The sequence below is a fragment of the Paenibacillus vulneris genome (assembly GCF_039543185.1).
Taxonomy (GTDB): domain Bacteria; phylum Bacillota; class Bacilli; order Paenibacillales; family NBRC-103111; genus Paenibacillus_S; species Paenibacillus_S vulneris.
On the sequence record NZ_BAABJG010000003.1, the window covers coordinates 129230 to 143951 of the forward strand.

At 49.1% G+C, this 14722-nt stretch carries 11 protein-coding genes and 1 other annotated feature; of the genes, 7 read left to right on the forward strand and 4 right to left on the reverse strand.

Annotated features, from left to right (window positions below):
* Window positions 1-8: 8 nt before the first annotated feature.
* Window positions 9-932, reverse strand: a complete 924-nt coding sequence (locus ABEA66_RS02020) for a S66 peptidase family protein (RefSeq protein ID WP_345585587.1) — start codon at window positions 930-932, stop codon at window positions 9-11.
* A gap of 315 nt (window positions 933-1247) precedes the next feature.
* Here ABEA66_RS02020 and ABEA66_RS02025 point away from each other — a divergent pair, with 315 nt between their 5' ends.
* Complete coding sequence (locus ABEA66_RS02025; RefSeq protein ID WP_345585589.1) at window positions 1248-2609, forward strand: DJ-1/PfpI family protein; 1362 nt, start codon at window positions 1248-1250, stop codon at window positions 2607-2609.
* Between the two features lie 85 nt (window positions 2610-2694).
* Here the strand turns inward: ABEA66_RS02025 and ABEA66_RS02030 are convergent, their stop codons facing one another.
* The 3 genes from ABEA66_RS02030 to ABEA66_RS02040 all read right to left on the reverse strand — a co-directional run bounded on the left by ABEA66_RS02030 (window position 2695) and on the right by ABEA66_RS02040 (window position 6208).
* Window positions 2695-4056: a catalase gene (locus tag ABEA66_RS02030; RefSeq protein ID WP_345585591.1), complete on the reverse strand. Its 1362-nt coding sequence runs from the start codon at window positions 4054-4056 to the stop codon at window positions 2695-2697.
* Between the two features lie 173 nt (window positions 4057-4229).
* On the reverse strand, window positions 4230-5528 hold the full coding sequence (locus ABEA66_RS02035; protein ID WP_345585593.1) for an aspartate aminotransferase type Ic: 1299 nt from the start codon (window positions 5526-5528) through the stop codon (window positions 4230-4232).
* Window positions 5529-5591: 63 nt separating this feature from the next.
* Window positions 5592-5867 (reverse strand) — a binding site (T-box leader).
* 47 nt (window positions 5868-5914) lie between these two features.
* Window positions 5915-6208 (reverse strand): hypothetical protein, encoded by a 294-nt coding sequence (locus ABEA66_RS02040; protein WP_345585595.1) that lies wholly within the window; start codon window positions 6206-6208, stop codon window positions 5915-5917.
* Between the two features lie 530 nt (window positions 6209-6738).
* On the opposite strand from ABEA66_RS02040, the gene ABEA66_RS02045 reads away from it, so the two are divergent.
* The 6 genes from ABEA66_RS02045 to ABEA66_RS02070 all read left to right on the forward strand — a co-directional run bounded on the left by ABEA66_RS02045 (window position 6739) and on the right by ABEA66_RS02070 (window position 14356).
* On the forward strand, window positions 6739-7632 hold the full coding sequence (locus ABEA66_RS02045; RefSeq protein ID WP_345585597.1) for a helix-turn-helix domain-containing protein: 894 nt from the start codon (window positions 6739-6741) through the stop codon (window positions 7630-7632).
* A 21-nt stretch (window positions 7633-7653) separates the two neighbouring features.
* Window positions 7654-9486 (forward strand): cache domain-containing sensor histidine kinase, encoded by a 1833-nt coding sequence (locus ABEA66_RS02050; protein WP_345585599.1) that lies wholly within the window; start codon window positions 7654-7656, stop codon window positions 9484-9486.
* A complete protein-coding gene (locus ABEA66_RS02055) occupies window positions 9483-11024 on the forward strand; it encodes a response regulator transcription factor (RefSeq protein WP_345585601.1) in 1542 nt (513 codons plus the stop codon). Before ABEA66_RS02050 ends, ABEA66_RS02055 begins: the two co-directional genes overlap by 4 nt.
* 162 nt (window positions 11025-11186) lie before the next feature.
* Window positions 11187-12545, forward strand: a complete 1359-nt coding sequence (locus tag ABEA66_RS02060) for an ABC transporter substrate-binding protein (RefSeq protein ID WP_345585603.1) — start codon at window positions 11187-11189, stop codon at window positions 12543-12545.
* A 114-nt stretch (window positions 12546-12659) separates the two neighbouring features.
* Window positions 12660-13526, forward strand: a complete 867-nt coding sequence (locus tag ABEA66_RS02065) for a carbohydrate ABC transporter permease (protein ID WP_079912477.1) — start codon at window positions 12660-12662, stop codon at window positions 13524-13526.
* Window positions 13523-14356 (forward strand): carbohydrate ABC transporter permease, encoded by an 834-nt coding sequence (locus tag ABEA66_RS02070; RefSeq protein ID WP_377740329.1) that lies wholly within the window; start codon window positions 13523-13525, stop codon window positions 14354-14356. The genes ABEA66_RS02065 and ABEA66_RS02070 overlap by 4 nt, the downstream gene beginning before the upstream one ends.
* Window positions 14357-14722 lie beyond the last annotated feature (366 nt).

The following is a 14722-nucleotide window of genomic DNA, read 5'->3' on the forward strand; positions in this document are numbered from 1 at the left end:
GTTGTATCCTATAAACTAACCGTTGGTTCAAGAACGGTCAAAGTATTATTATAGGTGTTTAAGTTAGCCACAGCTCCAATAGGTATGGCAGCCTTATAGATTCCGTGAGCGGACGCCAGGTTGGTCATAAGCGCCTTACCTATTGGAACTAAGACCTCGTCAATCAGATCATTGTAAGATGTGCCATAGGCCGTTTGGCATTCTGTACATTCCCCCATGACAATTCCGGCACAGTCATTAAACTTCCCTGCAATTTTCAAATGATTGATCATTCGATACACTTTATTTATCGGCTCATGTGTTTCTTCAAGGAATATAATTTTTCCTTTCGTATCGATTTCATACGTAGTACCAAGCGTATCCACTATGGAAGAAAGATTACCGCCGACAATTGGCCCCGTCACATTACCAGCAACTTTACTGGAAAGTGCCCTATTGGGAGGGTTTCGAATAACCCTAGGGGCGACGACTTTAGAAGTGGCCTCAAAAAATTGATCGAAATTATAGGCCGGAGTCGTGGCCCTAAAATCAAAAAGCAGCAGGCTGGAGAACGTAACCAGGTCGGAAAATTGATATAAGGCATTCATTAATACGGAAATGTCACTGTAACCGGTAAGTATTTTTGGATTCGCAGCAATGACTTCGTAGTCCAAATAAGGGAGAATTCCCAGAACTCCAACCCCTCCTCTAGTAGGAAGAATCATGTTCACTTTTGGATTCTTAAACATATCCATTAGATCAGATGCTCTTTGTTCATCCGTCCCCGCAAGAAATCCATCATCTGAATAGACATAGTTGCCTACAACAATTTGAAATCCCATGTTACGTAAAAAAGAAATACTATTATTGATCGTGTCAGAATGAAGAGGACTCCCCAAGGTTACAATTCCAATGGTATCACCACGTTTCAAGATAGGTGGATATACTGGCACTAATCGACACTCTCCCCTCCTATATCCATTTCGTATATAAATTTATGTTTGGTAAGCAGGGATAATGCGTGGCCATCTGGTCAGACCTATAAGCGAATAGCCCTATCGAGTCATATTCAGCAAAGGGCCGGTTTGTTATGATTATATACGGAGCTTTTAGCTGCTAATTTGGAGAAAAAACCAACCTTTACCTGGACCATAGTCGTGGAAAAATATAGTCCCTAGCCGAGTTTATTAATTAGTCTTCTCACACTACACTTAAATTGTTAAAGTTAATAACATTTAATAATTAACTAAAAAAGGGTGAGAAGGAAATTGAAAAAAGTATGGCGTTTCATCGTGTATGTGTGCGTAATGGTTCTAGTTGTGGGAGGGTCTGGAGCGATCGGTTTTGTAAGCACGATGCAGGAGGCGATGTCAGCCTATGATAAGCCGGTTCCTGCTTCTTTACAAAGCGTCCAAGCTCCTGTCTATGATTCGAAAAAGCAAACCGTGGCTGTTGTATTAGCAAACGAAGTGACCGAGGTGTTCGATTTTCTTGTACCCTACGAAATGTTCTCCATGACGGGGGAGTACAATGTATTTGCGGCAGCTCCCGACAAAAACATCAAATCTTTGACGGGCGGCCTAGATGTCGTGCCGCATGTCACTTTCGATGAATTGGATCAATTGACAGGCAAAGGTCCGGATATCATCGTAATTCCATTCATGCCGATCTTGGATGAGGATAAATACAGGCCTGTCCGTGAATGGATAAAGAAGCATTCCGGCAAAGAAACGACCTTGCTGTCGATCTGCAATGGGGCGGAGAATTTGGCGGATGCCGGCCTTCTTAACGGAAAGTCCGCAGCAACGCATTGGGGAGATATCGGGAGATTGGAAAAGAAATATACCGAGATTTCTTGGAAAAGGGATCAGCGTTACGTGCATGACGGTAATGTAATCTCTTCGGCGGGACTTACTTCAGGGATAGATGCTGCGTTGTACGTCATATCGAGGCAAAAGGGAGAGCCGGCAGCTGCGAAAGTGGCGAAGGAAATGAATTACCCTTCCTATCATTTTGTTCAGCGTCCGCAAATGGAGCCTTTCACGGCCGGATTAAGCGATATCGTCTATGTATTGAACAACGCGTTTCAATGGAGCAAGAAAAAGAATGGGGTTCTGCTATATGACGGGGCCGACGAGCTGATGTTATCCTCGGCTTTTGATACGTATGGGGCCTCCGGCACGACGACAACCATAACGGTATCAAGCAAACGAGAGCCGATCGTTTCCCGGCACGGACTGAATCTGGTCGCCCGATATCAACTAGCGGATGCTCCGAAACTCGACAAAATGATTTTCGTAGGTCCGGACGTTAAGAAGCTGGCTGCGAGCGATATCCGAAGCTGGAACGAGAACGGCGGGAAGGCTGAGCAGCTTTACCTGCATAGCGATTCACCGGAACGGTTCGCGATGGAGCCTGCGTTTGAAGATTTGGCGAAGCAGGAAGATATCCGGACGGCGAAATTCGCCGCCAAGCGGCTTGAGTATCGCTCCACAAGTCAGCTTCAGTTGGAAGGGGCACCATTTTCGTACGAGGCATTCGGCATACCGATTGGCATCACCTTGCTGTCTCTGTTCGTCCTTTATTTGGCAGAGAGACGTTTCGTAAGGAGAAAGACCGTTTCCGCATGAGGCAATAAGCCAAAAAGCATCGCAGACGCCTGGTCTGGATGCTTCTTTACTATTAGAGGAATTTGTTACAAACATCAAATAAGGCTTATCCCTTGGCTTGCGTTTGAATCTTTCGGGCGACCCGTTCCCCGAGCTCAGCAGATGCCTGATGCAGATAGCCAAGCACGATGCGTTGCGTTTCGGGAGATATGCCGGCAAGATCAGCGGCCAGGTTATCTGCCAAGTGCTCCTGCTGCACTGGTGCAAGAGCATGATAATACTGACCGGCCTGCGCGAAGTCGTCTTGTTTGGTCAGGTCGGACCGCTCGATGCGTCCTTCCACGAATCTTCCGCTGCCGCTGGTCACAAGGGAAGCAGGCGTCCAATTGTGCTGGTGATTGATCGGAATTTTGCGGAAGTCCGGACCGAGCCGCCGGCGCTGCGAATCCCAGTAAATGTTGGCGCGTCCCTGCAGCATCTTATCGTCTGACAGTTCTGCACCTTCCAGCAGGTTCGAAGGGGAGAAGGCGAGCTTCTCTACTTGCTCCATATAATGATCCGGATTGCGGTTTAATACCAATCTCCCGACTGGGTGCAGGGGATACTGCCGCTCATCCCATACCTTGGTATCATCCAGCGGATCGTAGGGGAGAGAGGACTCATCTTGGGGGTTCATCAGCTGTACATAAAGCCCGTACTCGACGAGCTTTCCCGCTGCTAACGTATCGAATAAGTCCTTGCCGGCATAATCCGGATTCTCACTGGCGAGCCGGGCTGCTTCATGACGGTCAATATATTGAATGCCCGCAAGAGGCAGCCAATGGTATTTCACATAGGTGCGGACGCCTTGTGCGTTTTTCCAGACATAAGTATTGACGCTGTGACCCGGAATGTGGCGAAGGCTTTTGACAGTACCCGCATCGGAATAAAGCCGGACGAGAAAATGGGTTGATTCCGGCGCTCGGGCGATGAAGCCCCAGAAGCGTTCAGGATCAAGGAGATTGTTGACGGGTGACGGCAGGAAGGCCTTGATTGACTCCGGAAAGCGGATGGGATCCCGGACCAAGAACACGGGGAGATGGTTACAGACAAGATCGAACACGCCATGATCCGTATAAAATTTGGTGGCGAATCCGCGCACGTTGCGGGAAGTATCCGGCGTGCCTTTGTTGCTGACGGCCAAGGAGAATCTTACCGCGACAGGGACCTGTTGCCCCGGATGCTGCAAGAAGCAAAGCTGCGTGTAGGCCGTCATGGCATTTACGGTCTGAAAGTAGCCGAATGCGCCATAGCCTTTGACATGCACGGGTCTTTCCAGCAGCTTTGCATGTATGAAAGTCTCCAGCGTCTCATGCAGAACGTTGTCCTGTTCCAATATGGGGCCGCGTTCGCCTACCGTCTGCGAATGAAAAGCTGAAGGAGCCTCTCCCGGCCCGTAGCTAGGGCGATTTCTCTGGTTCTCGTTCATTTCTCAACCTCCATATCGGCATGCCAGTATAGTAAAAGGTATGAAATGCTTCTATGTGAATATGACAGACAGTACGGCACTTCAGGTCGAAGAACTAGAGATGGCAGCTGCGGCAAAGGACAAAAGAATAGAAAAACGCACTGCCCCGGTCGCGGGCAATGCGTTAACTAGCTTTACTTCCTATCGGCCAAAATCTTCTTGATGCTGGTAATTTGAACACAAATGCACACGACCTCGATCGCTAATTGGAGTTCATGGATGGAGGGAAAAGTAGGAGCGATTCGAATATTCCGGTCTCGCGGGTCTTTTCCATAAGGATAAGTAGCTCCTGCATTAGTCAAGGTTACTCCAAGCCCGGCTGCCATGCTTACAACTTCTTTCGCACAATGATCCAGCGTGTTGAGACTGATGAAATAACCCCCATTGGGTTTGCTCCACTCGGCAATCTGTTTGCCGCCCAGCTCAGCTTCAAGTTGCTGCAAAACCAAATCAAATTTCGGCTTGATAATAGCCGCCTGCTTTTGCATATGAGCCTTGAGATGTTCCGGACTTGGCAAAAATCGAACATGGCGAAGCTGGTTTATTTTATCCGGACCAATTGTTTGAACCCCAAGCTGTTTTCTAATAAAATTAATATTCTCTTCACTGGATGCCAGCATCGCAACGCCTGAGCCCGGAAACGTTATTTTGGAAGTAGAGATGAATATATAAACACGGTTGGGGTTTCCGGCAGTTTTGCAGGCTGTCAGGATATTTTTGAGCTGATCCGGTGTATCCGATAGATGGTGAACCGTATAGGCATCATCCCAAATGATTCGAAAATCCCTTGCCTTTGTCTCCATGCCAGCAAGCCGATCCACTACCTTATCGGAATAAGTAGTTCCTTCGGGATTGCTGTACTTGGGGACGCACCATATCCCTTTAATGGAATCGTCCTCTTTAACAAGGGCTTCAACGGTATCCATATCCGGGCCATCCGGATTCATATCTATCGTTATCATCTCGATGTTCAACTGCTCGCAAATGGCAAAATGTCTGTCATAACCGGGACTTGGGCAAAGAAATTTCACTTTGGGGAGCTTTCCCCAAGGTAATTCGCCCGCACCGACGCCAAGAAGCATGGCTCTGGTCAGAGTATCGTACATCATATTCAGGCTGGAATTACCGCCGATAATGATCTCTTTGGGGCTCACTCCGAGCATTTGTGCAAATAACTCTTTCGCTTCGGGTATTCCATCGACTCCTCCATAATTGCGGTAGTCCGTACCATCAGCTGCTTTTAAGGATTCGTCTGATTTCAAAATATCCAGCATTTCCATAGATAGCTCAAGCTGCTCAGGGCAGGGCTTCCCCCGGGACATATCCAATTTCAGATTCATGCTCTTGTATTCATTGTATTTCCCCAGTAATTCTTGGTGAATAGTGTTTAATTCATGCGTCTCCAGTTTCAAAAAATCGGTTTGCATCTCCATTTCCCCGCTTTCACTCCAATTTGAAAAAAAAACCAAAAAACTCCCGCCTTCAAGATCATGGATCTTGAGGACGAGAGTTATTAGCTTCGTGGTACCACCTCGGTTTATTGATATGTCGCCATATCAACCTTTTCGGGTACGGCAATTTGGAAGCAAATTGGTTATACCCTATCTCTATAACGGGAGATCCCGTCGCAGCATCACTAAGAAAAGAACCTATCCTAGATCCGTGCGAGGCTCCGAGCCTTTGTTCATTAAGATCCTTATTACTCCTTTCCACCGAACAGGAGCTCTCTGTAAATAACGATTCCTAATTACTGTTCTCTTCATAGCCTTGTATTTTGTTTGAATTTTGAAAATATAGTAGCAAAGGTACGCTTGTTTTGTCAACGTATAACTTCTTCTGACCGGATTCTTTTTTTGCACAAGAAAATGGCGGCAAGCAACCAAACAACAGCCCCCATAATAAACGGTAAAAGTCTAAAGTTATAATTAATGACATCATCGATTCCAAGCACCATTTTAAAGACGAATTGAAGGTTGGAAATCAAGTTCGCGCAGATTTGGTAGCTTCCTTCCGTTACTCCCTTTTTCCATCCTACCTCGTCGATGAACCACGCGAGAAGGGTTAGTACTGTATACAAGCCCAAAGAAATCATGCACCATTTTAGATATCTCATTAGAAACTCCTATAAAAGTATCCATTTTTTACGATTTATTCAAATTATATCATGAGAATGTAGGAAAATAGGCTGTCGAGGGGGAGAAGCAAGAAGATATTTTTTTAACAGTCATGCCTAAAAGTAGAACAAGAGAGGAATCGATGTGGGGTGGAGGAGCGGGAGCGTCCGCCTTTGAAGCTCGTGTTCCAACCGCTGCAAGCCTATAATTCGAGGAACACGACTTCAACAGCGGCCGGAATCCCACATCGGTTCCTCCTCACGCACAAATGTACGGGTTTAACCGAATAAGGTTTTTATTTTTACCGAACATTTACCCAGCCGACAAGGTTCCCGCTTTTTTGCGTACAAATAGGCTATAATAGTGTCTGAAATGACCATGATGGAACTCCATTATTACCGTATGATAAGAGTAAAGGATGCAACTCCTGAGAACGTTCGGGAACAACTCGACCTTGTGCCTTAAGAAAGACGGTACAGCTGCTTTCCAAGCTTGTTTTACTTTGTAAAACTGTTAGGAGGTTTTCCAAGTGGAGAGACAGTTACACAGCAGCCAATTTATTAAAGAGCAGTCGTTTCCGTTCTGGATCCGGCGTTTTTTTCATGACCATGAGCATGTTCCGCTGCTGCACGGGCATGACTTCGTCGAGCTGGTCTATGTCGTTCGGGGCGAGGCGCAGCATGTGTTTGAAGGGAGCTTTTACGATATCCGCTCGGGGGACGTGTTCATCATCAATCCCGGGGAGGTTCATACTTACAGCATCAAACCCGGCAAGGAAATCGAGATCATCAACTGCTTGTTCCTGTCCGATCTGATTCAGGGCAAATGGCTGCAGGAGCTGGGCGTATCGCAGTCGATGGACTATTTTTACGTGCATCCTTTTCTGGATAAAAGAGAGCGTTTTCACCGCTGCCTGAATTTGAACGGTCAGGATGCGACGCGCACCCAATTTTTGCTGGAGACGATCATCCATGAATTTGAGAACCGCCAGCCGGGCTTCGAGCCGCTTATTCGGCTTCAGATGGTAGAGCTGCTTATTTTGCTGTCCCGGGCATACCGTCATGCGGAAGGGCAAAGCGGCAGAGAGCATGTGCGCAGCAGCACAAAGCAGCTTCTTGTCCGAAGAATTTGCGGCTATTTGGAACGCTATTACGATAAAAAAATTAGTATTTCCGACCTGTGTGAGCTATTCAATATCAGCTCGCGGCAGCTGAACCGGATTTTTAAAGAGTCGCTCGGCATGACGGTGGTGGATATGATTCACCGGATCCGCATCGAGAGGGCGAAGCATTTATTGCTGGAAACCGATGAGAAGGTGATTACTATCGCCGGACGCGTCGGGTATGAGGACCCTGCCTTTTTCAGCCGATTGTTCCATCGGGAGGTAGGCTGCTCGCCGGGCAAATACCGTGAAACCTCCTAATCCCTTTCGCGGAGGCCGCTTATGCGCTATTGGAATGATCGGCTGCTGAAGACGAAGATGTTTATTTCCTATTCCGTCGTCTCCTTGTTCATTGTAGGGATTACCTGCGGTATTTTTTATTACAAGAATACGAGCGATATTAAAGACCAGACGTTTTCCTTGTCGAAGATCATCTCCAAGCAGTTTTCCGAAATGATCGATCTGTACATTCAGAACATAGAGGAGCTGTCGCTTGCCATCTCCATCGACCCGTCCATTCAGGGGATTCTGTTCGACTTTTACAAAGCGACCGATCCTGTGGAGAAAGAGGTTGTGGGCTACAAGCTGAATCCGATTTTGTTCAATTTCTCTTATCCCAAAGCGTACGTTCAGCGCATCTCCATCTACTCGCTCGATAACCATTTGTACCAATATTCCAAACGGGTGGAGCCGAGGCCGAGAAACCAGCTGACACCGGAGCAGTTGAGCGCACTAACCGTGTCCTTAAGCAAGAAGCCGTTCGTGAGTCTGCCGTCTTACGAAATCAACACGGATGAGCAGCATGCCGAGAAAGGGATTTCGTTTATCCGTAAAATTACGAAAATCCCCACCCAGACCATTATCGGCTTTGCCCAAATCGATATCAATGTAAATGCATTTAATATGGTGCTGGCGAACACCAACGCGAATGAAATGCAGCATACGATGAATGTGCTGATGGTTAACGACGAGGGCCGAATCATCTATGAGAATGGGATCGATGCCGCAGAGAGCGCCCAGGACATGTTCGACCCTGGCGTGCTCAGCCGAAATGACACGGAGGGTGAGCTGAACTGGAGGCATACCGAGTATTTGTATACCGTTGTCAAGTCGGGCTATACCGGGTGGAATACGGTCATCCTCATCCCCAAGGATGTGCTTCTTCAGAAGCAAAAACGCATTCAAGACATCGTCCTTCTGGTCGGTGTGCTGACGATGCTACTGATTGCTGTGGTTTCCTACCTGATGTCTCATCAAATCTTGCGGCCGCTTAACAACCTGATGCGCAACATGTCGCGAGTTGAGCTGGGTGATTTCAGCCACAGAATGGATTATTCCGGCCGCAACGAAATCGGCAAGCTGAGCCGAATGTACAACCACATGCTGGAAAGTATTTCCAGGCTAATCCACGAAGTCTATGAGTCGAAGCTGGCGGAGAAGCATGCGCAGCTATCGGCTCTGCACGCACAAATCAACCCTCACTTTTTATACAATACCCTGAACATCATGAAATCGATCAGCCGGCTGAGAGGAATCGAAGAGGTAGCCGAGATTTCCGAGTCGCTGGCCGGACTGTTTCAATACAGTATGAAAAATATGCAGCATCCGGTAAGGCTGCAGGAAGAAATCGAGCATATTCACAATTACTTCAACATTCAACAGCATCGGTTCGGCAGCCGGGTTCAGCTCTGCTGTGACATTCCGCCTGAGCTGCTCGAAGCCCGGATACTGAAGCTGACCGTCCAACCCTTGATCGAAAACGCCTTTAATCACGGCCTCCGCAGAACCAAATCGGGAGGCTGCATTACGCTTCGTGCAGCGGAAGCTCAAGGGATGCTCACGATCACCGTTCACGACAACGGAGAAGGAATAAGTGCCAAGACCTTAGCCCAGCTGCAGAAAGCGTTCCAGATGTCCAATGCGCTGAATTTTTATGAGAATGCCGGCCACGGCATCGGATTATTGAATATTCGCCAACGGATTCAGCTGTATTACGGCAAAGAATACGGGTTAACCGTTGCCAGCAAGCCGGGTGAAGGAACCTCTGTTTCCTTGGTCTTACCGTTCGTTACGGAGGTCAAAGAAAGCCGCAAGGCGGAGGAGGCTGCGCTATGAATATTTTTGTAGTGGAGGATGAGCGGTGGGCTCTGGCGGAGCTGGAACAGATGATGCAGGCCCAGTATGGCGCCAGGCACCGGATTCACGCCTTCGATAATGGGGATGATGCTTTAACGGCTGTAGGCCGGCTGCGTCCGAGCCTCGTGCTGACGGATATTAACATGCCGGGAATCGATGGACTGGAGCTGATTGAAGAGCTGGCCAAGCTGGATTCCTCGATCAAATGCATCATCCTGAGCGTTCACGATGAATTCGAATATGCCCGGCAGAGCATGAGGTTCGGCGTGGGGGAGTATTTATTGAAGCCGGTGAAGAAGGAGGCTTTGTTTCAAGCCATCGACCATGCGCTTGTCCATATCGAGGAGGAAAGAAGAAGAAGGAGCGAATGGTTCGCAGGCTCACTTGCCCAAATGCTGCTGTCGGAGGAAGTAAGGCTTGAAAGGGCAGAGATTGAGCGAGAAGTGAACCGCTCTATGTACGGGATGGTACTGCTCTCGATAGGTTCAAAAGATACGCCGCCTATCTGGAGGCAGGTAGATCAAGAAATCCATTCCCTGGAACAACAGCTGCAGTATGGCGGCGATCCGGAGAGAGCCATGGTCAGCGTCGATCTGGATGCCAGGCACAGGTTGCTGCTCCTTCCTATGCTTCCCGCAGAGGAATCTCTGCTGCGGTCCGCCTTGCCCCATCTCTTTGATCGGCTTAAGCGGCTTAACGCACATCTTCAGATGGCGTTCGCCGTTAAGAAGGAGAAGGAGCCGGTTCGCAGCCTGTTTTTGCAGCTGAAGCAGTGCATAGAGGAGCAGGCGGTTTTCGGTATGTCAGCCTACCTTATTCCGGGCATGAAACGGCAGGAGGCTGATCTGCTGAAGGTGTGGGATAAAGTCCGCGCGATGGACGTTCATTACAGAAAAGGCGATTTGCTCAAGGGACATCAGGTGCTGGATTGCATTATTGAGGAATTGACTCAAAAGCGTGTGACGAGGCATCAGCTGAAGCTGTTCGTGCAGGATATGCTGTTCTCGCTGCATTACCGTCTTGCGGCCTCGAGCGGCGGGCTGGTGAGCTGGACGGATTGGCAGGAGGATTTGCGCAGCTTGAACGGCTGCACCAGCTATGCCGAGCTGACGCAATGGCTGCAGGAGAAGCTGGTTGATTTGTATTGCGGACATGAGCCTCAAGACGAGAATCCCAAAGGGCTTGTTCCCATGCTGCTGCAGCATATTCATCGACATTATCAGAACAACATCTCGCTGCAGCAGTTCGCCTGCGATCATCACATCAGTCTGGGCTACTTGTCCCGGATGTTCAAGAGTCAGACCGGCACGACCTTCTCCGAATACATCACCGGTTACCGCATCCGCAAGGCGAAGGAGCTGCTGAGCGGGGGCGTCGACCGGCTTCAGGAGGTCAGCCAACTGGTCGGTTATGAGGATACGAAGCATTTTAGCGCGCTGTTCAAAAAGTATGTCGGCCAGACCCCTATGGCGTATGCAAGAGAGAATAGTGCCATTAGGAAAAATTCCCCCCTTTAATCCGTACAAATCACCTGTATTCGCTGTACACAGGGCCCGCTTACAATAAACCTACAACAAGTCAACGTAAAGCTCGGTCGCCATCGGGTATGCTCTTCTCAATAAGCGAATGCTTACGAAGCAGGTTATTCCTTCAGACAAACACTAAGGGAGGAAAGAAAGATGAAACGAACCCAACTCTTCACGGTTGTTTCCTATGCGGCCTTGATTTCGGTGCTTGCGGCTGGATGCAGCTCTTCAGGCCAGACTTCAGGCGGAGGGACCTCAGCCCCCGGCGGCAGCGCCCCTTCCACAGCCCCCTCGGCAGGCAAAACGAATGAACCGACTACACTGACTCTTCTCATTGGCTCGACCGGAACAGCCTATCCTGCCACCCAAGCGGTTGCAGCGGAAGCGGAAAAAAAGCTGAACATCAAGATCAAATTCGACATTAAGCCGGACGGCACCGAAGGGGACAACCTGGTTAAGACGCGATTGGCAACGGGAGAAATGGCCGATATTTTGTTATATAACTCGGGGTCGCTGCTGCAAGCCTTGAATCCGGAAGAAAATTTCGTCGATCTGTCAAAAGAGCCGTACATGGCGAATCTGCTGGATTCGTACAAGGAGACGATCAGCTCCAACGGCAAAGTATTCGGGGTGCCCGGCGGTTCCTCCAATGTCGGCGGCATTTTGTACAACAAAAAGGTTTATGCCGAGCTGGGGCTGTCCGTTCCCAAAACATGGGCGGAATTCATAGCCAACAGCGATAAAATCAAGGCCGCAGGGAAAACTGCTATCATCGGGTCCTACAAAACGACATGGACCTCACAGCTGTTCGTGCTCGCCAATCATTATAACGTGCAGTCGCAGGTACCGACATTTGCCAAGGATTATACGGAGAACAAAGCCAAATATGCGACGACGCCGGCGGCGCTTCGCGGGTTTGAGATGACCAGCGAGGTGTTCAAAAAAGGCTACTACAATAAGGATTTTCTGGCGACGACCTATGATACGGGGCTTAAAATGCTTGCCGAAGGCAGCGGCGTCCAGTACCCGATGCTGACCAGCGCTATCGATGCTCTAGCTCAAAACTTTCCGGATAAAGTCCAAGATATCGGCGTGTTTCCGATTCCAAGCGATAATGCAAGCCTGAACGGATTCACCGTATGGATGCCAAGCTCTTATTACATTAATAAGAAGAGCAAGAACATCGACACCGCTAAAAAGTTCATCGAGTTCCTGATTTCCCCGGAAGGCCAGAAAGCCTATATGTCCAAAAGCAAGGCGAACGGACCCTTTGTCGTCAAAGGCATTCAGGTTCCGGACGACGCATATCAAGCGGTCAAGGATATGCAGACTTACTTTGATAACGGAAAGACACTGCCGGCGCTGGAATTCATCTCGCCAGTTAAGGGCCCTAACCTGGAGAGCATATTGATCGAAGTCGGAACCGGGCAAAAAACAGCAGCCGAAGGGGCAGCCGACTACGATAAGGATGTCAAGAAGCAGGCGCAGCAGCTTAATCTTCCAGGGTGGTAAGATTCATTGATTGGGATACAGCTGCTTGCTCGCGGGGTTCTCTCACCGCAGCCTATCCGGCCCTGCGCACCACGGCAGGGCCGAATTTTATCCACATGAAAGGAAAGGATCCAGATGACGCTTACCCAAAAGAAAATGTACTCCTACTTGTTTCTGCTTCCGGCCGGGATCATTTACTTCGTCTTTTATCTGCTTCCGACCATCATGTCGCTGTTTTTCAGCTTGACCCGCTGGACTCTGACCAAATGGCAGTTCATCGGGCTGGACAATTACATCATGTTTTTTGACGAGTCCTCCTTGAAGATCGGTTTCAAAAATACATTGATTTTCGCCGTCGTGACCTGCGGCCTCAAGGTGATTCTAGCCCTGCTGCTCGCAACGCTGCTGACGTCGCGAATCTGGTTTAAGGATTACTTCCGGTCGATGGTGTTTTTCCCGACTCTGCTTAGTACGATTGCCGTTGGCATCGCCTTCAGCACGATGATGCATCCGACGCAAGGGGTTATTAATACCGCACTAGCCGCCATGGGCATCAACGGGCCCGACTGGCTGGGGAATACCAGTATCGCGCTTCTATCCGTTGCGCTCGTTGACGTCTGGAAGGGCGTCGGTATCGCAACGGTCATTTACATCGCCGGCATCATGTCCATCCCCCAGCATTACTACGAGGCTTTGAAAATAGACGGAGGAAGCGCGTTCCGCGGCTTCTGGCATATTACTTTGCCGCTCAGCCGACCCGCTATGAACTCCGTCATCATTCTCGCGTTCATTGGCGGATTACGGACGTTTGACCTGATTTGGGCCATGACGAAGGGCGGGCCCGGCTTCTCGACCGACCTCATCGCTTCCATTATTTACAAGCAGTATCAGGCAGGCTTCTACGGATTGGCTACCGCAGGGAATGTCATCCTGTTCATTGCCATTTCGGTCCTGGCATTTCCACTCTATATGTTTTTGAACAGAAGAGAGGTGGACCTGTGAATCGTGTCGTGCAAAAGACGGTCGTCAGCATCCTCATGCTCGTGATATCGACCGTTATATTCTGGGTGCCCTTCTACTTCGTCATTATTAACTCCTTCAAATCTCCGACCAAAGCGGCGGATATGAGTATGGCTTGGCCCGATTCCTTTCATATTGTCGAGAATTATAGAGCGGTGCTGCAGGCGGCGGATCATATGCTGGTTCGGGCGTTTTACAACAGTACGCTCCTGACCGTTCTATCTATTGCAGGGCTGGTCATTGTCAGCTCGCTGGCAGGCTTCGTCCTACAGCGGAGGGAGAAGGGGAGGGGCGCGGCGACGCTCAACTTCCTGGTGCTGGCCGGCTTGATGATTCCCCCTGCTGTCGTGCCTACGATATGGGTGCTCAACTCCGTAGGGCTGTTCAAGACGCTGCCGGGGCTTACCTTGGTGGAAATCGCCCTGCATTTTCCGTTTTGCGCCATCCTGTATAAAGCTTTTACCGCCACGATTCCCCGGGATATTGACGAAAGTGCGTTCATCGACGGCTGCGGCGGCTTCAAGCTGTTTACTCATATCATTTTTCCATTACTAAAGCCCGTATCTTCGACCATCATCATTATTCAATCCGTCAGCGTGTTCAACGATTTCGTCAATCCGCTCTATTTCCTGCCCGGCTCGGAGAACGCGACCGTCCAGCTTACACTGTACAACTTTATGAGTATGTACATCACGTCCTGGAACCTGCTGTTTGCCGATGTAGTGCTGATTTCCATCCCTCCTCTGATTCTGTTTATTTTCTTCAACAAAAAGATCGTCGCCGGTATGACGGCCGGCTCTGTTAAGGGCTAGCCTTCAGCGGATTTCCGGCCGCATCGACCATTCGAATGGCGTAATGCACAATGAAGCCTGCTCTAGAGCGAAGTAAACTGAAGGAGATAAAGAGGCTGGTTTTCGTTAGAACACTTTATGCAGCTGCTTACTAGGGAGTTTCGGAAGAAAACTCTGTGGAGAATCCAAATCTTCGAGAAATTTGCTAAATAGGGAAGTGGGGTATGCCTCGGAGAAGTTTATGTCCGTCTTTGAAATTCGCGAAAATACCGCTAAGTCTAATCAAATTCACGGATTTCAACAGCGGCTGGAGGGGCATATCTCACTGGAGTATAGTAGCAACATTTCAAGTGCTTTGGGTTACTAGGAATAGTTGAAGGCTGGAGG

What these genes read in the sequence shown, in the direction of transcription:
- ABEA66_RS02030 (WP_345585591.1), bottom strand. Translation starts at nt 4,056, where the DNA reads ATGAACGAGAACCAGAGAAATCGCCCTAGCTACGGGCCGGGAGAGGCT.
- ABEA66_RS02035 (WP_345585593.1), bottom strand. Translation starts at nt 5,528, where the DNA reads ATGGAGATGCAAACCGATTTTTTGAAACTGGAGACGCATGAATTAAAC.
- ABEA66_RS02040 (WP_345585595.1), bottom strand. Translation starts at nt 6,208, where the DNA reads ATGAGATATCTAAAATGGTGCATGATTTCTTTGGGCTTGTATACAGTA.
- ABEA66_RS02050 (WP_345585599.1), top strand. Translation starts at nt 7,654, where the DNA reads ATGCGCTATTGGAATGATCGGCTGCTGAAGACGAAGATGTTTATTTCC.
- ABEA66_RS02055 (WP_345585601.1), top strand. Translation starts at nt 9,483, where the DNA reads ATGAATATTTTTGTAGTGGAGGATGAGCGGTGGGCTCTGGCGGAGCTG.
- ABEA66_RS02060 (WP_345585603.1), top strand. Translation starts at nt 11,187, where the DNA reads ATGAAACGAACCCAACTCTTCACGGTTGTTTCCTATGCGGCCTTGATT.
- ABEA66_RS02065 (WP_079912477.1), top strand. Translation starts at nt 12,660, where the DNA reads ATGACGCTTACCCAAAAGAAAATGTACTCCTACTTGTTTCTGCTTCCG.